General features: G+C 36.5%; 17 protein-coding genes. 4 read left to right on the top strand and 13 right to left on the bottom strand.

Annotation, left to right across the window (positions count from 1 at the left end):
• Window positions 1–86: 86 nt before the first annotated feature.
• From AC4BB2_RS02105 to AC4BB2_RS02095, 3 genes are read left to right on the top strand one after another with little or no spacing between them, the layout of a single operon-like run.
• Window positions 87–1,283, top strand: a complete 1,197-nt coding sequence (locus AC4BB2_RS02105) for a M20 family metallopeptidase (RefSeq protein WP_490473802.1) — start codon at window positions 87–89, stop codon at window positions 1,281–1,283.
• Between the two features lie 2 nt (window positions 1,284–1,285).
• On the top strand, window positions 1,286–2,704 hold the full coding sequence (locus tag AC4BB2_RS02100; RefSeq protein WP_490473801.1) for an MFS transporter: 1,419 nt from the start codon (window positions 1,286–1,288) through the stop codon (window positions 2,702–2,704).
• Window positions 2,697–3,842, top strand: a complete 1,146-nt coding sequence (locus AC4BB2_RS02095) for an ArgE/DapE family deacylase (RefSeq protein ID WP_490473800.1) — start codon at window positions 2,697–2,699, stop codon at window positions 3,840–3,842. The genes AC4BB2_RS02100 and AC4BB2_RS02095 overlap by 8 nt, the downstream gene beginning before the upstream one ends.
• Window positions 3,843–3,986: 144 nt before the next feature.
• Here AC4BB2_RS02095 and AC4BB2_RS02090 read toward each other — a convergent pair whose 3' ends face one another.
• Entirely contained in the window at window positions 3,987–5,231 is a 1,245-nt protein-coding gene (locus tag AC4BB2_RS02090; protein WP_490473799.1) for an MFS transporter, read from the bottom strand.
• A gap of 275 nt (window positions 5,232–5,506) precedes the next feature.
• A complete protein-coding gene (locus tag AC4BB2_RS02085; RefSeq protein ID WP_490473798.1) occupies window positions 5,507–6,838 on the bottom strand; it encodes a dihydrolipoyl dehydrogenase family protein in 1,332 nt (443 codons plus the stop codon).
• 429 nt (window positions 6,839–7,267) lie between these two features.
• Between AC4BB2_RS02085 and AC4BB2_RS02080 the strand changes: the two genes are divergently transcribed.
• Entirely contained in the window at window positions 7,268–7,801 is a 534-nt protein-coding gene (locus AC4BB2_RS02080; RefSeq protein ID WP_490473797.1) for a LysM peptidoglycan-binding domain-containing protein, read from the top strand.
• A 133-nt stretch (window positions 7,802–7,934) separates the two neighbouring features.
• On the opposite strand, the gene AC4BB2_RS02075 is transcribed toward AC4BB2_RS02080, so the two are convergent.
• The 11 genes from AC4BB2_RS02075 to AC4BB2_RS02025 all read right to left on the bottom strand — a co-directional run bounded on the left by AC4BB2_RS02075 (window position 7,935) and on the right by AC4BB2_RS02025 (window position 21,327).
• Entirely contained in the window at window positions 7,935–8,942 is a 1,008-nt protein-coding gene (locus tag AC4BB2_RS02075) for an ABC transporter substrate-binding protein (RefSeq protein ID WP_490473796.1), read from the bottom strand.
• A 38-nt stretch (window positions 8,943–8,980) separates the two neighbouring features.
• Window positions 8,981–9,745: an ABC transporter ATP-binding protein gene (locus AC4BB2_RS02070; protein ID WP_490473795.1), complete on the bottom strand. Its 765-nt coding sequence runs from the start codon at window positions 9,743–9,745 to the stop codon at window positions 8,981–8,983.
• Between the two features lie 2 nt (window positions 9,746–9,747).
• Window positions 9,748–10,839 (bottom strand): FecCD family ABC transporter permease, encoded by a 1,092-nt coding sequence (locus tag AC4BB2_RS02065; RefSeq protein ID WP_490473794.1) that lies wholly within the window; start codon window positions 10,837–10,839, stop codon window positions 9,748–9,750.
• A gap of 43 nt (window positions 10,840–10,882) precedes the next feature.
• Window positions 10,883–11,488 (bottom strand): nitroreductase family protein, encoded by a 606-nt coding sequence (locus tag AC4BB2_RS02060; RefSeq protein WP_490473793.1) that lies wholly within the window; start codon window positions 11,486–11,488, stop codon window positions 10,883–10,885.
• 389 nt (window positions 11,489–11,877) lie between these two features.
• Window positions 11,878–16,737 (bottom strand): MucBP domain-containing protein, encoded by a 4,860-nt coding sequence (locus tag AC4BB2_RS02055; RefSeq protein WP_490473792.1) that lies wholly within the window; start codon window positions 16,735–16,737, stop codon window positions 11,878–11,880.
• Between the two features lie 227 nt (window positions 16,738–16,964).
• A complete protein-coding gene (locus tag AC4BB2_RS02050; protein ID WP_490473791.1) occupies window positions 16,965–18,017 on the bottom strand; it encodes a WxLIP family cell surface protein in 1,053 nt (350 codons plus the stop codon).
• Between the two features lie 134 nt (window positions 18,018–18,151).
• Entirely contained in the window at window positions 18,152–18,892 is a 741-nt protein-coding gene (locus AC4BB2_RS02045) for a hypothetical protein (RefSeq protein ID WP_490473790.1), read from the bottom strand.
• A gap of 89 nt (window positions 18,893–18,981) precedes the next feature.
• A complete protein-coding gene (locus AC4BB2_RS02040; protein WP_490473789.1) occupies window positions 18,982–19,206 on the bottom strand; it encodes a hypothetical protein in 225 nt (74 codons plus the stop codon).
• Window positions 19,207–19,215: 9 nt separating this feature from the next.
• Window positions 19,216–19,533 carry a hypothetical protein gene (locus tag AC4BB2_RS02035; RefSeq protein ID WP_490473788.1) on the bottom strand — a complete coding sequence of 106 codons (318 nt, stop codon included), beginning with the start codon at window positions 19,531–19,533 and terminating at the stop codon, window positions 19,216–19,218.
• A gap of 2 nt (window positions 19,534–19,535) precedes the next feature.
• Window positions 19,536–20,639 (bottom strand): WxLIP family cell surface protein, encoded by a 1,104-nt coding sequence (locus tag AC4BB2_RS02030; RefSeq protein WP_490473787.1) that lies wholly within the window; start codon window positions 20,637–20,639, stop codon window positions 19,536–19,538.
• A 34-nt stretch (window positions 20,640–20,673) separates the two neighbouring features.
• The gene (locus AC4BB2_RS02025) at window positions 20,674–21,327 is read right to left on the bottom strand and encodes a hypothetical protein (protein WP_490473786.1); all 654 of its coding nucleotides are present in this window, start codon (window positions 21,325–21,327) and stop codon (window positions 20,674–20,676) included.
• Between the last annotated feature and the right edge of the window lie 43 nt (window positions 21,328–21,370).

The raw sequence follows: 21,370 nt of genomic DNA, 5'->3' as shown, positions 1-21,370 counted from the left end.
GGATTTCTGAAATTTGGAAATTCCTAGCATTGTGAATTTATTAATTAAGCATAGAATATGAAGTGTATTTGAAAGGAGAAAATCAAATGGACGATTTAAGTTCACAACTATTCACATTGCTTCAACAAAAAGAAGCTGAACTAATCAAGATTCGCCGACATTTTCATGAAAATCCAGAATTATCTTTTCATGAGACAGAAACAGCAAAATACATCGCTGATTTTTACGCTGGCAAAGACTGTACTGTTCAAACAAAGGTGGGCGGTGGTCATGGTATTTTAGTCGATATTCATGGTGGTAAAAAAGGACCATTCTTAGCGATTCGAGCAGATTTTGATGCGTTGCCGATCCAAGAAGATACTGGGTTACCCTTTGCTTCAAAAACACCAAATGTCATGCATGCTTGCGGACATGATGGGCACACAGCCTATATGATGATTCTAGCTGATTCACTGATTGAATTAAAAGATCAATTAGCAGGCACAATTCGTGTAATCCACCAACCTGCCGAAGAAGTACCACCAGGTGGCGCTAAAGGAATGATCGAAGCTGGTTGTTTAGACGGTGTGGATCATGTTTTGGGCATTCACGTGATGAGTTTGATGCCTCTTGGCGATGTTCTTTATCATTCAGGACCTGTTCATACTGGTCGGGCAACATTTAAAGTCGTGATGCAAGGAAAAGGCGGACATGGTTCAACACCACAAGATGCGAATGATACGATCGTAGCGGCTTCTCAATTTGTCACTGCTGTCCAAACAATCGTCAGTCGTAGAATCAATCCATTTGATACTGCAACAGTCACAATCGGTTCATTTGACGGCAAAGGTTCCGCTAATGTCATTAAAGATTCTGTTACGCTAGAAGGCGATGTACGGATCATGAAAGAAGAAACACGAGCAATTGTGGAAAAAGAATTCAAACAAATTCTAGATGGTATCTGCCAAACATTCGGCATCAGTTACGAACTTGATTACGCCAATGATTACCCAGTTTGTGTCAATGATGCTAAAACCACTGAAATGGTTGTTAAAGCATTGAACGAAGCTAAAATTCCAGAAGTGAAGCAATTAATCGAAGCCGGACCACAAACTCCGTCTGAAGATTTTGCTTATTATGCAAAAGAACGACCAAGCTGTTTCTTTTTCGTTGGTGCTCATAAAGAAGGAACACCGATGTATCCACATCATCATCCAAAATTTTATATTGACGAAGATTGTTTATTGATTGCTGCAAAATCAATGGGTGCAGCTGTTTTACATTATTTATCTGAAGGAGTTTAATCATGAAAGCAACAACACATACAGCAGAGGCTGTAACATATAAAGGGACAAACAAATTACTGATAGGAATCGTGTTAAGCGTTTTGACTTATTGGCTGTTTGCCCAATCTTTACTAAATATGGCGCCAGCCGTACAAAGTGACTTAGGTGTTTCTTCTGGCGTTTTAAACATAGGAATCTCCATGACTGGTTTATTCTCTGGTATTTTCATCGTGGTAGCCGGTGGATTGGCAGATAAACTAGGCAGAATGAAATTAACGTATATTGGTCTTATTTTAAGTGTTATCGGTTCAGCTGCTTTAGTCTTTGCACACGGACCTATTTTATTTATCGGTGGTCGGATTTTACAAGGATTATCAGCTGCTTGTATCATGCCTGCAACAATGGCCTTAGTCAAAACATATTATGAAGGTAAAGATCGTCAACGAGCGCTAAGTTATTGGTCGATTGGTTCTTGGGGCGGTTCTGGATTATGTTCGTTCTTTGGTGGAGCTATTGCTAGTTCTTTAGGTTGGCGATATGTCTTTATTTTTTCGATTATTATTTCGATTGGTAGTGCGTTATTGATTTTTGGTACACCTGAAAGTAAGGTCGAAAGTAATAGCAATAGTAAATTCGACTCAATTGGGTTACTTTTATTTATCGTTTCAATGGTTGCTTTAAATATTGTTGTTTCTAAAGGATCTGAATTAGGTTGGACAAGTCCAGTCGTACTGATTTTAGCCGTAGTCGTTGTCTTAGGGTTGATTGCTTTTTATAAAGTGGAACAAGCTATGGACAATAGTTTTGTTGAGTTTTCTTTATTTGAAAACCGCGGTTATCTTGGTGCAACGATTTCTAATTTCTTATTGAATGCTGTGGCCGGCACGTTGATCGTTATCAATACTTACGTTCAACAAGGACGTGGTCTTTCTTCTGCTAAAACAGGAATGTTATCGATTGGTTACTTGTGTCTGGTTTTGATTACGATTCGAATTGGTGAAAAGTTATTACAAACAATCGGAGCGAAAAAACCAATGTTGTGGGGAACGATTCTTTCTGGAACGGGTGTTGGTTTGATGGCGTTAACGATGGTTACAGGCACTGCCTATTTCGTATTAGTTTTTATTGGCTATAGTTTATTCGGAATGGGACTTGGTATTTATGCGACACCATCTACAGACACAGCGATTTCCAGTGTACCAAATGAAAAAGCAGGAGTAGCTTCCGGTATTTATAAAATGGCTAGCTCTCTTGGCGGAGCATTAGGAGTAGCAATTTCTGCTGCAGTTTACAATGGCTTTAGTGCTAGTGGTAATTATACACAAGGCGCAACATTTGGTTTACTGACAAATATTCTTTTCTGTGTTTTAGCCTTAGGGGCAATCGTATTTATTATTCCAAAAGAAAAACAAGTAGAAGGAGAGAGCATTCATGAATAATCAAGAAGCATTACAATTATTAAAAGAAGTCGTTCAAATTAAAAGTATTTTAGGGAAAGAAAAAGTAGTTGCAGATAAACTACAAGTGCTTTTTGAAAAATATGCTATTCCTTGTGAGCAAGTGGAATATAGTGAGGGACGTAATCAATTAGTTGCGACTCTAAAAGGCAATGAAGCAGGTCCTGTGCTAGGTTTTTCTGGACATATGGATGTGGTTCCTGTGGGTGAAATTCCTTGGGATGAAGATCCCTTTGCCGCAATTGAAAAAGACGGTTTATTATATGGACGTGGAACCTGTGATATGAAATCAGGCTTGATTGCAGCAGTTGTTGCGATGATTCGTTTAAAAGAAGCAGGCGCAAACTTTAAAGGAACCATCAAACTTTTAGCGACTGTGGGAGAAGAAACTAGCGCTATCGGCTCTGGTCAATTAGTTGATAAAGGCTATGCAGATGATTTAGATGCATTAGTGATTGGTGAACCTACAAATGTTGAGATCGGCGTGGCTCACAAAGGTGCTTTATGGCCTCGTATCACAACTTACGGGAAAACAGCTCATGGCTCAATGCCAGATCAAGGAGTAAATGCGATCGAACATATGCTTTTAGTTTTGAATGCTTTTAAAGAAACCTTTGATTTCTCTCAATCTGTAGATGAATTAGTCGGCGCCTCAACTTCCAGCCTAGATATTATCAACGGCGGTAACGGAACCAACGTTGTTCCTGATAAATGTACAGTAGAGATCGACATTCGCACAATCAAAGCTCAAGATCATTCAGAGTTAAAACAACAATTCAAAGAGATGCTAGCTAAATTAACAGAAACCGTTCCAGATTTTAAAGCAGAGATTGAGTTCATCAATGATTTACCTTCTATGAAAACTGAACTTGACGATCCTTTCACTGTATTAACACAAAAAGTTGTTTCAGAAGTTACAAGCGAAACAGCGAATACATTCGGTATGACTGGTTATACAGATGGTTCTCAATTTGGACGTGTAAAAAAAGAATTCCCTATTTTGATTCTAGGTCCTGGTGAAACAAAATATGCGCATCAACCTAATGAATTCGTGAACATTAACGACTTTTACCAAATGATCACAATCAATGAAAACATTGCAAAAGAATTTTTGAAATAACAAAAAAAGATAAGCGTTTGGACAGAAGTGTTTACATCCGAAAAATATTTGCTTCTGTCCTCACCGTTTATCGGGATTCCTTGAGACTGAGATATGACTCGTAGAGTTATTTCTCAGTCTCTTCTTTTTTTATTTTGCTCTTAATCACTGAATAAGTTGTTTTAACTCAACACTTTCTTCCCACTCACTCATTACTTTTTTATAACGGTATCGAATGATCACTGCTGCAACAACACCAATAGCTGTCAATACAATATTCAACCCAAAAATCAGCGAAACATTGATTTTTTCCAGTTGTCCTGTAATATAAGGTACGATCATTACGGAAACAGATGTTGCAATCGAATAATAACTAGTAATCCGTCCTTTGCCTTTTGAAAACAACTCCAACAACACTGCTAATCCCAATTGCCAGATTCCTCCTGCTGCAAAAACACCGATGCCGATTGAGCCAAGCAAAAACATCGGTACACTTGGAAACAACGTCATTCCAATCAGCAAGAACAATGAAATCAACGTGCACCATACAATTAATAACGTTGGCGCAACGCCTCGTTTTACGATCAATGACGTTAAAAATACTGATGCAAACGAACCAATACTATATGCGCTGACCAACACCAAGCTATTCGAATGATTCATAAGATTTAAAGACTCTGCAAAAGATGGTACCCATAAAATAAAAATATTGAACGTAGACACACAAGTAAAACTAAACACTAACAATGCTAATCCTTCTATTTTAAATAGCGGTTGTTTTCCCTTGACGTTTACTTCTTCTTTCACTATTTGCGATACTCTCTCATCTACTTCTGCTCTTTCTGGAAATCCCAGTTTAGAAATATACAGTAAATTAAGGAACAGTCCCAATGCACAGCCAATGAAAACCAACCCATAATAAATCCCATGATTTAACATAAATCGAGTAAGTAGCGGTAAAATAAACTGCCCTAAAGAAATAAACGCTTTGTTCAACACACTAAGTGAGCTATTATCCTTTTCATCTGGATAAGCTTCCATCAAAGTCGGATACGTACTTGTATCTAAAAAAGCATTACTAAATCCAGCAAATAAAGCAAAAAAGATTCCTTGTATATAATTTTGACTAATCAAAATACCAATGAAAAAGATCAAATAACTAATGATTCCCAACTGCACTGTCTTCTTACGTCCAAATTTATCAGAAAAATAACCAGCAAAATACAAAATTAACACCCGACCTAAACCAATGCCGCTAATAACTAATGTCACTTGCTGAACAGTCGCTTGCCAGTTATCCATTAAGGCATGAAGATTTTGAGATAAGATAATTGCTGCCATGCCTTGAAAAATAAAATTTGTATACAGTGAGCCGATTAACGGGGTATAGTTTTTTTTCTTCATTTCCATCGTAATTCTCCTAGCTGTTTTAAATTAACTTTGCTCAGTTTTTCACTATCTATAGTTTAAAAAGAAATGTTCATAATTTCTAATGCTTTATTTTCATATAATTGATAAATACTATTTATCGATTGTATCATTTGTAAGACAGTACTTTATAGTTTTTAAAGTAATTATCCTATTATTACTTACACCTGACAGCAAGTCAATAGTTACTTTTCCTATAGTATAAAGCAATAAAAAAACTGTAAACGACTCTAGAATCCATCGCTTACAGTCTATTTTTAATATAGATAACTCAAATCACTTGAGACAGTTGGATAAAGCATAACCATTTCATTGACTGTTTCAGGCGTTACTTTTTGATTAAGCATCAAGGTAAACAAATTGATTAATTGATCCGCTTCGTTACCTAAAACTGTTGCTCCCACTAATAGTCCTGTTGCTTTTTCACTAATTAGCTTGGCTTTCACTAAAGGCTCATTGATGTGTTTGTAGGTAAACCATTGAGATAAATCTAGATCTTTTACTTCATACTTTTGATTTTCTGCTGTTTCTTTGTCAGTTAAACCAACTTGAGCAAGTTTTGGCGAGCTAAAAATAATCGTTGGCAATGCAGGGTATTGAATTTTCTCTTGCTTATTCTCCGTAAAAAGTTTTGCAAGATAACTCCCTTCAAAACTAGAAATAGGCGTTAATTTAGGTTTGTTTTTTTGCAGACAATCTCCTAATGCGTAAATATTTTCTACAGTGGTTTGCAAGTACTCATTTACGACAATTCCTTTATGAGTATAATCGACACCTATATCCTCTAAATTTAAACCTTCAACGTTAGGTATCCGCCCTGTCGCACAAAATACTCGATCCACCATCAATGTTCCTTTACTAGTCAAGGCTACTTCAAACTGTTTGCTGTGTCTCGTGATTGATTTAGCTGATTCGTTAAAATGAAAATGAACACCGCGAGCTTTAAGGTTTTCGATAAGATCGTTTGTTAACTCTTCATCGAATCCCTTTAATGGTCGTTCATTATGATGAAGTAAATGAACCTCACTGCCGCAACTGTTTGCAATATTCGCCAGTTCAAGAGAAATATATCCACCACCGACAAAAGCAATCTTTTCAGGTAAAGTTTCCATGTTGAGAAAATCAGTGCTTGTACTAAAGTTTTCTTTTCCAGGGATGTCGAGAATGGCTGGTCGCTGTCCTGTTGCTATAATAAATTTGTCTGACTGATAATCCTTATTATCTACTGTAATCGTCTGTCTATCTTTAAATACAGCTTTTCCAGTAATTGTATAGATACCAGCATTTGTTAGTCCCTCTTTTTGTTCAATCGGTACAGGTTGGGTAAAGGTTTCTTTAAATGCCATTAAATCAGGCCAATTGATTTCAGGTACCTTATCAAAACCACGTTTTTCCAATTGAATCATATTATCTCTAGCTTCAACTGCTCCATAGAGAACTTTTTTAGGGTCACAGCCTCGATTTGGGCAAGTTCCACCCCAAAGATCAGCTTCTACTACAGCAATTCGTTTACCTTTCGCCACTAGATCATAAGCGGCCGCCATACCTCCAGGACCACTGCCGATAATGATTACATCAAAACTTTCCATTGTAACATCCTCCTTTATTTTCAACTTATTTAAGCTTTCTCAATAATGGATCTAATGCACACAGTACGTTTTTATTATAACAAAGGTTTAAAAATGACGCATAGGATAGGTTTTTAACTACATACTTGACTCCGCCAATATAAATTTCTCAAGTAGCATAAGAATTTTTTTTACACAAAAAATAATGAAAAATAAATTTATTATCAATAATACTCATCCAAAAATACTTAAATACTTTTATATTGATGCTTAAAAAAACTTTTTTTCACTTTAGTTGTTTTTTTATTTTGTTTTTTCTCAAACAAAATAATAGCTGATTTAATCAACAATTATTTTGTTCTTGGTTAGAAGCATAGTATTGTGATATACTAACATTGCTTTGTTTAATAGTATTTATCTTATATATTTTAAAAAAAGGAGGAAAACATTTTGGAAGAAGAATACTCACGACGAAATCACCAACGACCTGTAAAAACATCAAGAATCGCTTTATCAATTGTTATTTTATTATTATTCATAAATATACTCGCATTAAGTGTATTAGCCTTTTTGAATGTACAAGCAAGTTCAAAACAGGAAAGACAATTGGATAGTATAGAAAGAAAAGTAAGTCTATTAGAACAAGGAACTAGCAAACAATCGACAGATTCTGAAACGACAGAGCGTAATGTTCCTACTAAAGAAAGTTCTGCGCCTATAAACAAAACAACAGAGTCTAGCAAAGAAATTGAGCCTTCAAACGAACCTGCTCAAACAACACCTTCTTCTGAAGATGCTGAAAAACAAACTGAGCATTCGACAGAATCCGTATCAGCCCCTTCAGCAACTACTTATACCGTGCAATCTGGAGATACGCTTTCTGTAATCGCTGAAAAAAATAAATTGTCTCTTCAAGAGTTAATGACAAAAAATAATTTAACTGATTCGACCGTTTATATTGGACAAGTGCTAACATTAAAATAAGCGAATAATTCCCTTTATATCGTCTTACCTAGCTAATCACACCTGTTATTTATAAAAACACACTGTGATCAGAGAATAAACTTATCAAATAGGTAAGTTTATTCTCTGATTCTCAGTGTGTTCTTCGTCTCGTCTATTTTTCTGCGTGCATTTCATCCGCCAATTTTTCAATTCCGTCTAACGATTGATAGCCATAACCAAACATATAATTGTAATCAACTGCATAGACTTGCTTATTTTTAACAGCTTTCATACTTGAAAGTTTTGGATTTTGTAACACTGCATCAATCATTTTTTCTCCAGAAATCCCGTTTTTATAAGTCTCCCAATCAGCGACGATCAAAACGTCAGGATCTGTTTCAATCAATTTTTCTATGCTGACGTCGCCTTTTTCATCTTTAAACACGTTGTCCAATTTTACCATTTTGAAAATATCATTGAAAAACGTTTCATTGTTCGCTGGATAAACGTATAGTTCCTCTGGATCGGTTGTATGGAGATAAGCAAAGGTTTGATTATTTTTGATTGGAGCTAATTTTTTATTCACTGCTTCTTGACGTTTTTTCAGTTCTGCTTTAAAAGCAGTCGCTTTATCTGCAACATCAAACACTTTGCCTAAATTATCGATGTCATTGTATATAGAATCAAACGTTCCCCCTGTTATTGAAGAGTTTAATACAAAAGTTTTTATCCCCATTTCATTCAATGTATCAACTGTGCCAACGCCCCAGTCTTGATTATCAAACAGTCCTCCTCTTCCATATATCAGATCAGGATCAACACTAAGTGCCGTTTCTTTCCCGATATAGTCATCTGATAAATGGTTCAACTGATCAAATTCTTTCTCTACTGATTTATCAGGAGCACCAAAAACAGCACCTACGCCAACAATTTTGTCTTTTAAACCTAAGTGTAACAATAGTTCTGCCGCAGGTCGTGTATTGGCCAAAACTTTTTTAGGGGATTGAGCAAATGTCTGATTTTTCTTTTGCCAGTTTTGTGCCCCTTCTGCTTTAGAAAAATTTTGGATGGTTACTGGATAAGTGCCATTCTGATTTGTTTCAACTGTTTTTTGATTTTTTTGGCTACAGCCTGTTAAAATTGTTAAACCCAATAAACTAATAATAAGTGCTTTTTTCATTTTTTCGCTTCCTTTACATATAAGTTTAAATCTAGTGACTAATCTAACGAATAGGAAAAACCCAAATGATGCGTCACTGGATTTTGATAAATCGTACACTTCACACCATAAATTTCTTCAATTATTTTTTCTGTAAATAACTCTTCTGGTTTCCCTTCAGCGATGATTTCCCCTGCTTTCATCGCATAAATATAATCACAATAATGTGCAGCTAGCTCTAAATCATGAAGGGCCGCTAAAACACCGATTCCAAGATTTTTTACACAGTTCAATATTTCAAGTTGATAACGGATGTCCAAATGATTGGTTGGCTCATCCAAAATCATATAACTAGGTTGTTGCGCAATCGTTCGAGCTAAGATCACCCGTTGTTTTTCGCCACCAGATAATGACAAAAAACTTCGATCAGAATAGCTAGTCAAATTCGTCTTAGCCAATGCATCCATTACAATCTCAATATCTTCTTGTGTATCTGATTCTAATAACTTCTTATGAGGTGTTCGGCCTAATAAAACCATTTGAAAAACGCTTAGATCAAAATTCAGTTCATTAAATTGATTTACTACACCTAACTTTTGAGCCACTTTCTTTTCAGAAACAGCTAAAAGGTCCAACTCATCTAAAAATACACGACCAGCTTGTGGTTTGATTCCTTTATAGATCCCTTTGAGCATCGTTGATTTTCCACAGCCATTGGCTCCGATGATCCCCACAAATTGTTTCTTTTGTGTTTGAAAAGAGATACTTTTAACAATCGATTCTTGTCCGATCATGATTTCTAAGTCTTTTACAGTTAATTCCATTGTTAGCCTCCGAAATTGTAGCCTTTTTTGACAATAATATAGATAAATAACGGTGCACCGATCACAGATGTGATAATCCCTATCGGCAGTTCAACACTTGGAATTAGGACTCTTGAAAGCAAATCAGCCCAAATCATAAAAAGTGAACCTGACAAAGCCACGATTGGTAACAAACGTTTATGATCTGACCCAATCAATCCACGAACGATATGCGGAATGATCAATCCCACAAAACCGATCATGCCAGAATAGGCCACAATCACACCTGTTAAAAGAGCAGCCAAAAGTAAATACAATTGGCGATATTTACTCAAAGGAACACCTAACGTCACAGCCGCTTCATCGCCTAACAGCATCACATTCAAGATACGATGTTGAAATAAGAAGAAGCCTGTGATCACAATAACAGTGATCGATAAAACGGCCAGCTTATTCCAACTAGCAGAAGCCAAGCTCCCCATCGCCCAAAATGTCACAGTCTTCATCCCTTCCGCATTATTGGCAAGATACACAATAAAGCTCGAAATCGAACTGCAAAGAGCACCGATCACTGAACCTGATAAAACCAATTTAACCGACGTCATCCGACCACCGATCCCCGATAATATCAATACACCAAACGCCGCTGCCATCGCACCAACAAACGCACCAAAAGCCAACCCAAATTGAGAAAAAATACTCCCTGTACCAAACCCAACCAAAATCGCAAAGGTTGCACCAAGTGAAGCCCCCGAAGAAATCCCTAAAATATAAGGATCAGCTAAAGGATTTTGAACAACTGCCTGCATCACAGCACCAGTTATTGCCAAACCCATCCCTACAAAAACAGCTAAGATTACTCTTGGCGTTCGAACGAACCAAATAATATTGACCGCTGAATTACTAGTGATTTCATCAAGAGATCCCAATCTACCACCAGATATTTTAGTTAAGAGAATCTGAAATACATTTTCCACCGAAATATTCGCTTGCCCATTGATCAAAGAGTAAACGATTGAAAAGAAGATAAGCACCACTAATAATAAAAGAATCAACGGAAAAACATGCTGACTTTTAGTTTTGGTTCTTACATCACTTGCCTTGATTGCCTGCAAAAAAATACGCCTCCTGTGTATCTGAACTACTCATTACTTTCACTCATTTTTTCAATTTATCAGACAGTTGAGCTGTCCAATGTTCCAACGGTTTTCTACGACTTGTCGGAATTTTCATTTTTTCATCTATTCCGCTGATATCAAGTAGCCCAATAATTTGTCGATCCGTTGCCACTCCAACAGCCTCTTTGAATATTTCATCAAATATTACTGGAATCGTACGCCAAGTAACACCAATTTGTTTTGTCCAAGCAACTAATTGAAAGTTTTGGATAAACGCAGAAACGGAGCCAATTGCTTCCAAGTTCAATTTTTCACTTTCATGCTTAGGCGCTGTGACAATCAACGTTAAAGGAACATCCAGAAAATAATCACGGGTTCTTTTTTTAGCTGTTTCTAGATTTTGCTGATCGTAACGTGCCCATGTGTCTAATCGGTCATAGCTTGCCATGATTTTTTCTACGAATAACTGACGGTCTTGCGTCGTCTTGACGATAATAACTTCCCACGGCTCTTCTTTCGAATGATAGGGGGCATAACTGGAACTTGTTAATAGTTCATCTATAACTTCCATAGAGATCGCTTGATTCGATAATGTCCGAATCGTTCGGCGCGCTCTAATGACTTGTTCAATTGAATCAATGTCCATCATTTTTTTCTCCTATTCTTTTATCATTTTATACTTGATAGAGCTGTAGAATAAAACTTCACATCCATTGACAATGAAAATCATTCTCAATTAGAAATTAAGAGTACCATTCCACTATTTTTTTTGCAAGTCTATTTAGATATATATGTAAAATAAAATCCAGCTTGTCACTCGAATTAGATGAACTACGACAGTTTTTTAACAAAAAAAAGAAGCTGATTTCCAGCTCCTTTTTATACTTATTTGATTTTACGCAAATTTTATAGAACTTCTTTGAATATGACGAGTGATATGGTTTGTGTACTGATTATTTATTGTTATTTTTATATCTGATGACTATTTATTGAAGAAAGATTTTTAATTTAGAAAACTTTTTCATTTACTCTCATTTAAGGTGTTTGCTCAACTTGCCATAAAATCGTCGCTCGATAGCCACCTGCTTGCAACACTTCTCCAGAAGGAACTTCTAACAACAAGCCGGATTCATTCTTATCCCACTCATTACTTACATTATACTGTCCTTTGGTTTCATGCGTTCTCTTTGCTATTGGCTGTGTTGTATTTTCAGATAAGATGACTGTTTCAGTATCACTTACCTTGTAACGAATAGCGGCAGGCAGAATTTTGCTTGGATCATCTTGGCTAGTCAATGGTTTCTTTAACATCGCCGTTAAATTCCAAGCACCGCCATTTTTGCGATTATCCCAAACGATCAATGGTTTGTCATATTTTGCTTTCTCTACTTTTATAAATGGAATCCCTAAAGTCTTACGCCCGAAATTCAAGAAAGTTGGGGAAGATTGCACAAACAGCATTCCTTTAAATTGATATTGAACGGTACTTTCTTCACTTGTAACAGGAATCTTCGTTTCATTGTCTGGCTTTTTCACTAATTGATAGTTCTCAGCCTGAATGGATTCAAGTACTTTTTGGACGTCTTTTTCTTCCGTCAAATCGATCGTTGTTCCGATTACTTTATCGAACGTAATTTTATCATGTAAAGCAGCTCCCGTTTCATCAACAAATTCCACATTCACTTTTTGATTACTTTGAATGTCTATGGTGATCGTTTTCTTGACCGTCTCTGTTCCTCTGACCGCTTTTAATGTTGCTTTATAGCTTCCTTGTTCAGGATTTAGAGGGACTGTCGTTGACTCTACTGAAAGCGTGATATCTTTACTTGAACCTGTCGCAACGTCCCAAGCAATCGCTTCTGATTTTTTAAGAATCAATTGATTGATTTCACTTTCAGTTAGATCTTGAAATGGTTCTGGTCTGCTTTTGAAATCGTTCGCTATAATATAGAGCCCTCCAGATGGCGGTGTTTCATCGATCACTTGGACTGGCACTTTGATCATCGTCGTCTTATCTGGTTGATTTGCATCGGTCATTCGTACCATTACGCTGGTTACCCCTGTGACCGAAGTATCCGGCATATCGCCTTCATATTCGTATGAAGCCGTATGTCCAGGTAAGATAACTGCATCCTGAATCACTTCAGAAGCTTTTTTATTAAAGACGGTTCCTTTTTTGATGATTTGGGGAATCGGTTTTGCCCCAAGATTATAGACATTGATTTTCACCGAATAATCTTGTGAGGGCAATCCTTTATAAGGACCTTCTGAATCATTAATAGCTAATAAAGAAGTGTCATAGTTTTTGATTGTACCTGGTTCTTCATTTAGCTTCTCAGGTAATCCTGATCTTGGAATCGTCAATGGACTATTAAATTCTTTTTGACTATTTGAGATAAAGGGCATTGTAACTTCAACACCTGTAGGGTAGGTTACATAAACAGTCCCATTATCCGTCTCTGTAGGGATTTCGCTTAGCTTATAACTAGTATTAAAATCATCTACATAATCTGAATAAATGTTGAAGACTTCTGGGTCAGCTTTTATTTGCATATAGGGAAGCTCATCACCGGCAAAAATCTCGTAACCTGTGTTCAATGCTTCATCTGGGGAAATATCTTTCCATGGTGCACCTAATTGGTAGCCCGAATCGACACTGGACGCGATAACTTGGCCTGCGCTGTAATTTTGGCTTTCAGAACCAGTTCCCATATAATCGTTTCCGAAGTAATTAAACGCTCCAGAAACACCAATACTACCATAAGCACCCGCTATATATTTGGTGTAATCTGACAACCAATTTCCTCTAGAATCTTTTAACTTTATGGTAAATCTCTTATCCGCCGAAGGCTGCATATAAAAGCCGCTATTATTCCCTAATGCATAGATTGGAACTGAATCTGTATAATAATCCGTATCGACACTTTCTAACATAGAAAAATTCTTTGTTGTATTAGAAAGATTATACATATCTAACTGGACAGTAAAATTTAAATTCCGATTCAGAGAAAGGTCATATACATAATATATCTGATTCGGTTCATCTATTAGAATTTGCTTTAGCTCGTTGCCTTTTCGTAAAAAGTATTTAGACGTTATTTTAGGAACAATTTTGTCACGGCCGATTCCATAGTCTCTATCCCATGCCGGTCCATATAAAACATTCTTATTCACTCCCGGGATATCCGTTACTTTACTTTCACCAGCACTATAAACATAGCCTCTTCCAGCACTATCTTTGATAACAAAACCTAATTCGTTTCTATATATTGATACAGAAATCCCTCTTCCCGGAAAGCCCATTTTGGAACCATTTAATGGATTTGTAATAACGCCATCAGCAGAATTTAAAGGAATGTTGTTCCACCCTTCAATCGTACTATTTCCAAATACCTGGTCTGGAAGAACCAAAACATTAAACGTATAAGTCAACAGCTGCTCACCTGACGTTATTGTAATGGTCACTTCTTTGGATCCTCGACTGGAATTAATAATAATTGATTTAGTGATTCGTGCATCTAGGTCTTGTCCTGTCGTCAGATCCCAAGCTTTAGGCGCTAATTTTTTAGTGAGTATTTGAATGATTTGCGGAACGGTCTTTCCTTTGATCTCACTTGCATTCAAAACCGGCAGATAATTAAAACTCATCCCTGCTTTTGATCCTACAATGACTGTTTGATTGTCCAAAGTGACTGTAATAGGGACCGGAATAATGGTTGACACAGTCGTATCCTTTTTATCCGTCATTTTTATATAGCCCCAGTGAAATCCCGTTTTGTTCGTATCAAACTTGTTGACTGGTACAGTCGGATCACCTGCTGGATTTTTAACCCATTCATAGGTGGAACTAGCAGCTGCTGCGTCATCTAAAGACTGGTATTTTGAAAAAATATTAACAGCATCCGTGCCCATTTCCATGTCTTGTTTTTGATCTACTTTAAAATAATAAGGAAATTTCACATCTGCACCAAAAATCGTGACATTTCGTGTTGTGGTCGCGGATGTACCGTCTAGTTCTACTTTGATTGTTCCAGTGTATGAGCCAATTGAATTATTGACTGCTGTCGTATCAGTAAAGGATACTGGAACGGCTACCCCTGTACTCATGTTCCAAGCACTTAAATGAGCTCTGGATTGAATCATCTCAATCAGCTCTTCTTTACTTTTCCCTTTTATTTCATTTGGGTAAAAAAGAATCTTTGCATCGGATTTTACCATAACTTTATTGCTTAATAGCGCTGTAGTATCGCCACTTGTCACATTGATTGGCACTTTGATGATCGTCGATACATTTGCATCGGATTTCTCGGTCATTTTTATATAAGCCCAGTGAAATCCAACTGTCGACGTATCGAACTTATCTATTACTTCGCCACTTTCACTAACAAATTGATAAAGCGCATTTGTTGAGGTCGCATTATTTACTGTTTGGAATTTGGTAAATAGATTGGTTGGATTGATGCCTAAAGATAATGTGGCATTTTGCGCTACAGAGGCAAACGCTTGCGGATTAGCACCAAACACGGTAACATTTCGTGTTGTAGTCGCTGAAACTCCGTCCAACTCTACTTTGATCGTACCAGTATATGAGCCTACAGAATCATTGAGCGTTGTCGTGTCTATAAATGATACAGGCACAGCAGTCCCTGTACTCATATTCCAAGCACTTAAATGAGCTCTAGATTGGATCAGCGTAATCAGTTCTTCTTTGCTTTTCCCTTTTGTTTCATTGGGATAAAGTATCACTCTTGCGTCAGATTTCACCATAACTTTATTCGTTAATAAAGCTGTAGTGTCTTCGCTTGTCACATTGATTGGAATTTTGATAATCGTTGTTATAGATTCATTTGTATTTTCAGTCATCTTAACATAAGCCCAATGAAAACCAACTGTTCCTGTATCAAAATTTTCCAGTCCTTCACCGTTTTCATCAACAAATTGATAGGACGCATTCGTCGACGTTGTATAGTTCACTGTTTGAAATTTTTTAAATAAATTGGTTGGGTTCGTTCCTAAATTCAGTGTTGCATTTTGTGCTACAGAAACAGACGCTTGTGGATCAGCACCAAACACTACGACATCTTTTTGAACAGACGCTTTTTGCTCTTCTTCACCCGTCCCTACAGTAATTTCAAATTCAGCCTTATATATTCCTACAGAAGTTGTCACAATCGTTGTTTTGATCACATAAACTGGAACAGATGACCCATCTTCCACTTTCCAAGAGCGGACGTTGGATTTTGTTTTTACTAATTGTTGTAGCTGTTCTGGCGTTTTATTCGCTGTTTCGTTTGGATACAAAATAATTTTGCCATTTACATTATCTGTTTGAAGGGCAATCTTACTGTCTAATAAAAATGAAGTACCTAAACCAGTAACCGTTACTGGTATAGGAACACGAATGCTCGTCAGATTATAGTTTTCAGTAATCTCTACATAAATTGTTTGAAACCCTGCTAACTCACTACTAGGATTTGCGGGTGTTCCATCCGCGTTCACATATTCATACACCGCACCATATTCTGGATACGGAATGATTCTTTCTGAAAAGAGTTTCGTTAGACCCGCTTCGCTGTTAAGGTCTGGAAAAGCTTCATTTTGTCTCATCGTCAACACTTTAGGTGTTGCTTTCAACCCTTCCTCATTTTCGACTGGGTCTAGCGCTCTTGCTGCATAATTTTGTGGTGTTTTCACTGTTGCTGATTTAACGTTGCTTGCATCTGAACCTTTGTGGATCGTCTGCTTCGTTACTTTTTTCACGCTCGTTTCAGGTTTAGCTAATATAGGATTCGTTGCGGCGAACAAAACGGTGACAGAAAAAATGCTAAATACGCTTATCCCGATAATCGTCCAAAGTATTTTCATTTTAGAGGGACTCTTTTTTTTGTTTTCCATTTTCTTCTCCTTTCTTTATTATTTTTGACCGTCTTTCAGTTACACTCTTATCGCAACACCTCCTTTGTATCGCTATCACCTATTTAGTTCAACCACTCAAACTAGATCATTGATTGGGGTATTTTACGTGGCTGAGTAGAGGCGATGCCGAAGAAGAGTGTTAGAATTGATTTGTTCCTGTCTATTTTAAGCTGTTGCTTCTTTATGATTTTTCTTTTGAAAAATGATTATTTATTCAATCCATCTTTAACTCTTTTACGTTTTATTGCTTTATAACTCAAAATAAAGACAAGTACGCCCACATATAAAATCAAAAAAAATACTAAAAAAATCAGATTGTTGCTTGTTTTATTTTCTACCAATTGCTTATTAAGACCACTCGCTTCTAACGCATTGATCTTAAAATCTTCTGTCCAAGACCAATTGCCACCAGTTTTTGATGTGACATCAATCTGAGCCGAATAATCCCCTGCGGTTATCCCTTTATCTGCTAAATCAACAGGCAGATCGATCATCGAATTTGGTGCCATTCTCATCCCCTTTTTTTGGTACTCAAACAACACTTTCTGTTTATTGGCTTTTCTTACTTGAATGACTACCTCCATCCCTTCAACATAGACAGGACGGATATTGGAAATATTGACGAAAAAATGGCTTTTACTCTCTTTAAATGCTATGTATGTTTTATTTAGTTTTAGCTCAGGTTTTATGCTGTCGGTATCGCCGACTCTTAATAACATTCCGACTAAAAAGGCAAATTCATTTACTACAACATCTTTTTTACTTTGGTCCTTCGTTTTGCTATCAGCCATAGGTTGCAATTGAATCCCACCTGCTATTAAACCTGCGGGCATCTCTTTAGGTAAAGAAATCATTAAGTCGACCTGCTTACTCCCTTTTGAAGGAATCACTACTTTTTTTGGCCCTTTGACGATGTTGATAAACTCATTTGTCAAAGACGTGTCTTCTTTTAGCTCGTTTGGTCCATATTCCACTTTCCCAATGCTGTTGGTTTTTGCAGTGTTTAACCGAACTTCCACGGTTAACTCTTTTGGTAGTGAATTGTATAATTTGAGAGAAACTTTTTGTTCTTGTCCCGGTTTCATTTGGAGATCAAAGTAACCTAGGTTCTTATTTTTCTGATTCTCTGGGTATAAAACTTCGTACGATAGTCCACCGATTAAATTCGTTGAATCTTGTTTAGCCAAACCTTTAATGGGATCAAAGAATAATGCTAGGCAAAACAATACTAATAATACGCTGATACGCTGCTTTTTCATCTGCTGATCCCTCTTTCCATATATATTAAATACTTGATTATATTTAGTGCCTATCTATTCTGTGAACAACTTATAACAATAACTGTCAACCAACTTACCTACTTATTTGCAGCAACACACAGCCAAGTTATTTCTTAGTATGTGTTGTCAAGGCTCCAGTTTACGCTACCTTTAAATGCTTTACCGGCAGCTCCTGTACCTGTAGTAACCGTTAGTTTAGTATCTGATAATTTTGTAGCAAAACCGCCTTTAACAGCATCTGCTTGCGTTTTAGCAATGATGTTTGTTGCAGTTGTATTGCCAGCTTCTAATGTTACATTTTTACCTACAACGATATTGTTAGGATCCGCAAGAGTGCCTAAGTTTCCTTCAATCGGATTTGGTAAGAAGTCATTTGTATCTGGATCAACTTCACCAATATCGTACGATTGTGGATCGCCTAAAGTAAATGTTAATTTAGATGGCAATTCTGTAGCAGAGCTATCTTTAGACACTAATTTAGACAATGTTGCGCTAACTTTCCAAGCAGAAGTTGTTACAGCTCTTGTTCCTTTACCGCCTTCGCCGCCTTCACCGCCAGTTTCAGTCCCTTGTCTGTCGTCATTTACGACAACATATTGATCTCCGGCTACAGTATTGCTGTATGTAGCAATATTCGCTGTTGCTGATTGACTACCAAAATCAAATTTAGATGGTGTCCAAACCAATGCTAAGTTATCTTTAAATGGTCCAGGTCCAGGTTTATTCGGTCCATCAGTATCAAAACGAATCCCCAAGTCTGTTTGCTCATTTCCGACTTCTTCTGCATTCGCAGGTTTTGCAAAAATCAGCAATGCTGATGATGCAAGTAATGTTGTAAATAGTATTTTTTTCAAAATTTAATCACCCTTCTATTTAGCGTAAATAAAATTGGCGACAGTTATTGTTATAAATTGTTCACAGAGTAATGCTTGTTCTCACTGATCTAACCAATCAGTTTGATTTGGTCTTTTAGTAAAACGAATAAATAAATAATCAGTGTTAAACTTGTGACAGACACCACTAATAAAGTAAAATTCACTGCTAAATCAAGCTTTTTTTTCTTTAGTTTCCTTGCTAAAAATACATCTCTGGAAAGTGTTACCAGAAAAAAAATCAAAGACGCGGAGGCAATACCTCCCAATATATAAATCCATAAATAATCTTTCATCTTACACTCCTATACATGTATGCTATATACCTTACGTAAACTAATGACACCTAAAAATACGATCAAACAAGCGACACCTAACAGTAATAGAATAAAAGACGTCATCATTTGTCCTAAATGTGGCAATGCACCATCCGTTTCTGGAAAAACTGGTGGTTTCGTCTCATAGATCGGTGGTTTGGGTTTATCCGGTTCAACAAATTGGTTGAAGGAAATACCTGTTTCTGTTTTTTCTTGCTCGGCTAAAGCATGTGGTACTTGGCTAAACAAGACGCCAAATACGCACATCGCAATAAGTATCGACCAAATAAAGTAAGGCTTCTTCATCATTATTCCCCCTCTTTTCTGTTGATTTTTTTCCGTTTTTTCTTTTTGCTTCCTTGTTTTTTTCGTTTGGCAATTCTGATTTTTTTCCACTGTTGTGCCCATTTTTTTCGTCTTAAAAGAATCGTTACCATGATCAATATGGTAACTACTAGTAAGAAAATGGCCGTCCCTTTGATCCAAGTTGGGGTAATAATCTTAAACGCACTTTCCTCATTCATTTTTTTTGCTTGTTGGTTTGTAATCGTGAATTCTTTACTAAGTTGCCATTCTTGATAATCATTTGATGCATCCAATTTCAAGGTATAAGTTCCAGATGGCAGATTGGCAATGCCCCAATCCATTTCAAAATCAAACGAACTATTTGGTGCCATGCTATAGTTTTCTACAGATTTTCTTTTAACAACTTCATCGGTGCCTTTTTTCGTCATAGTACCGACGATGCTTAAATTTTCTAAAACTTTAGGTTCAGGATTCTGTAAGTTCGCTAAAACCATTTTTTTCCCGCGTTTGATTGAAGCCTTCACGGAGTTTAAATTTAACGTTTGAGCATTATTGAATTCATCTCCTGATTGTGAAGTGATCAAGCCTACTCGATATGAAAATTCTGTTGAGACACCACTTTTTGCTTTTTCGTCTTGATCTAAAGCGAAGACGACCGCCCCCATTTTTACTCCATCATACTTTTCTTTTGACGGTGTCAATTGGATTTTCACCGTTTTCTCTTCGTAGTTTCCAACTGTAATTTCTGGTGTTGGGAATTTGAGCATCGATGTTACTGGCTCTTTTAAGGTCGAATCGTAATACGTTTTGTCATCGCTGTATTCGATCGTTCCTCCGTCTCCTGTGATCGCATTGGTTCCATAAATCTTGATCCGCACGCTCTCTTTTTTCGTGCTTTTGATCCTTACTTCCAACATTTGTGCTTCTCCAGGTGTTGTTTTCACATAAAAATAACTTTTATTAGGATCGATTTGTGTATTCGATTGGACAAGGGTCACTGTATACCCTAAATTATTATCATCATCTGCCGCCTTCACTTGATCTGCAAAAAAAAATGATGTAAGGACACAAATAAGTGCTATATATATCACGTTAATCTTTCTCATGAAAAAGGGTTCTCCTAACTACTAATATTTGTTCTTATCGAATTGATTGAACGATAATTTCCACATGCCATTCATTGTTTGCATCACATTTTATAAATTCCACTAAGTTATAGCCTTTCTTAGCAAAGTAGTCCGTCCAATGAGCCAAAAATTCTTCTGTATATTTTTCAGCTGCTTCTTTTGTTTGAAAAGGTCCTTCTAATTTAACGATTTCATTTTCCTCATATCGTTCATCTTTTTCTTCGTATAAATAATTTGTAACGACATATATGATATAAAGAATTGTCATAGACACAATGAACAGTAATAAGAACAACGGCCAGATAATCGTCGTCATAAGAGCAATCACATTCCCTCCAATGAGCACTAAAAATATAATCATTGAATAGGTCATTTCTTTTTGTTTGCTTACTTCTTGCTTATTTTTGATGTAAAACACCAAGATAAGAAAGAGATTTAACGTCATCAGTAAAAAGGCAACAAATAAATACTTTAATATATCGTCCAAGTAGTAATTCACCATGAACAATAGCTGAATAATGAACTTGGCGTTTTTATCGACATAAAATATGGCCTCTTCATAGAACCTTGAAAAGAGCACAAAATTAGTGATCCAGCCAATTAAAAGTACAATTTCACAGAGATAATAACTTCGATATTTTTGATAATAATTCTTTTTATCTTTCACACATTTAGCCATCCATTTCTTCACATAATTATTCAGGTTCCTC

This window comes from Enterococcus sp. AAFC-DPL-5146 (assembly GCF_058216635.1).
Note: the sequence above shows the minus strand (reverse complement) of the source record. Positions and strands in the feature narration are given on the sequence as shown.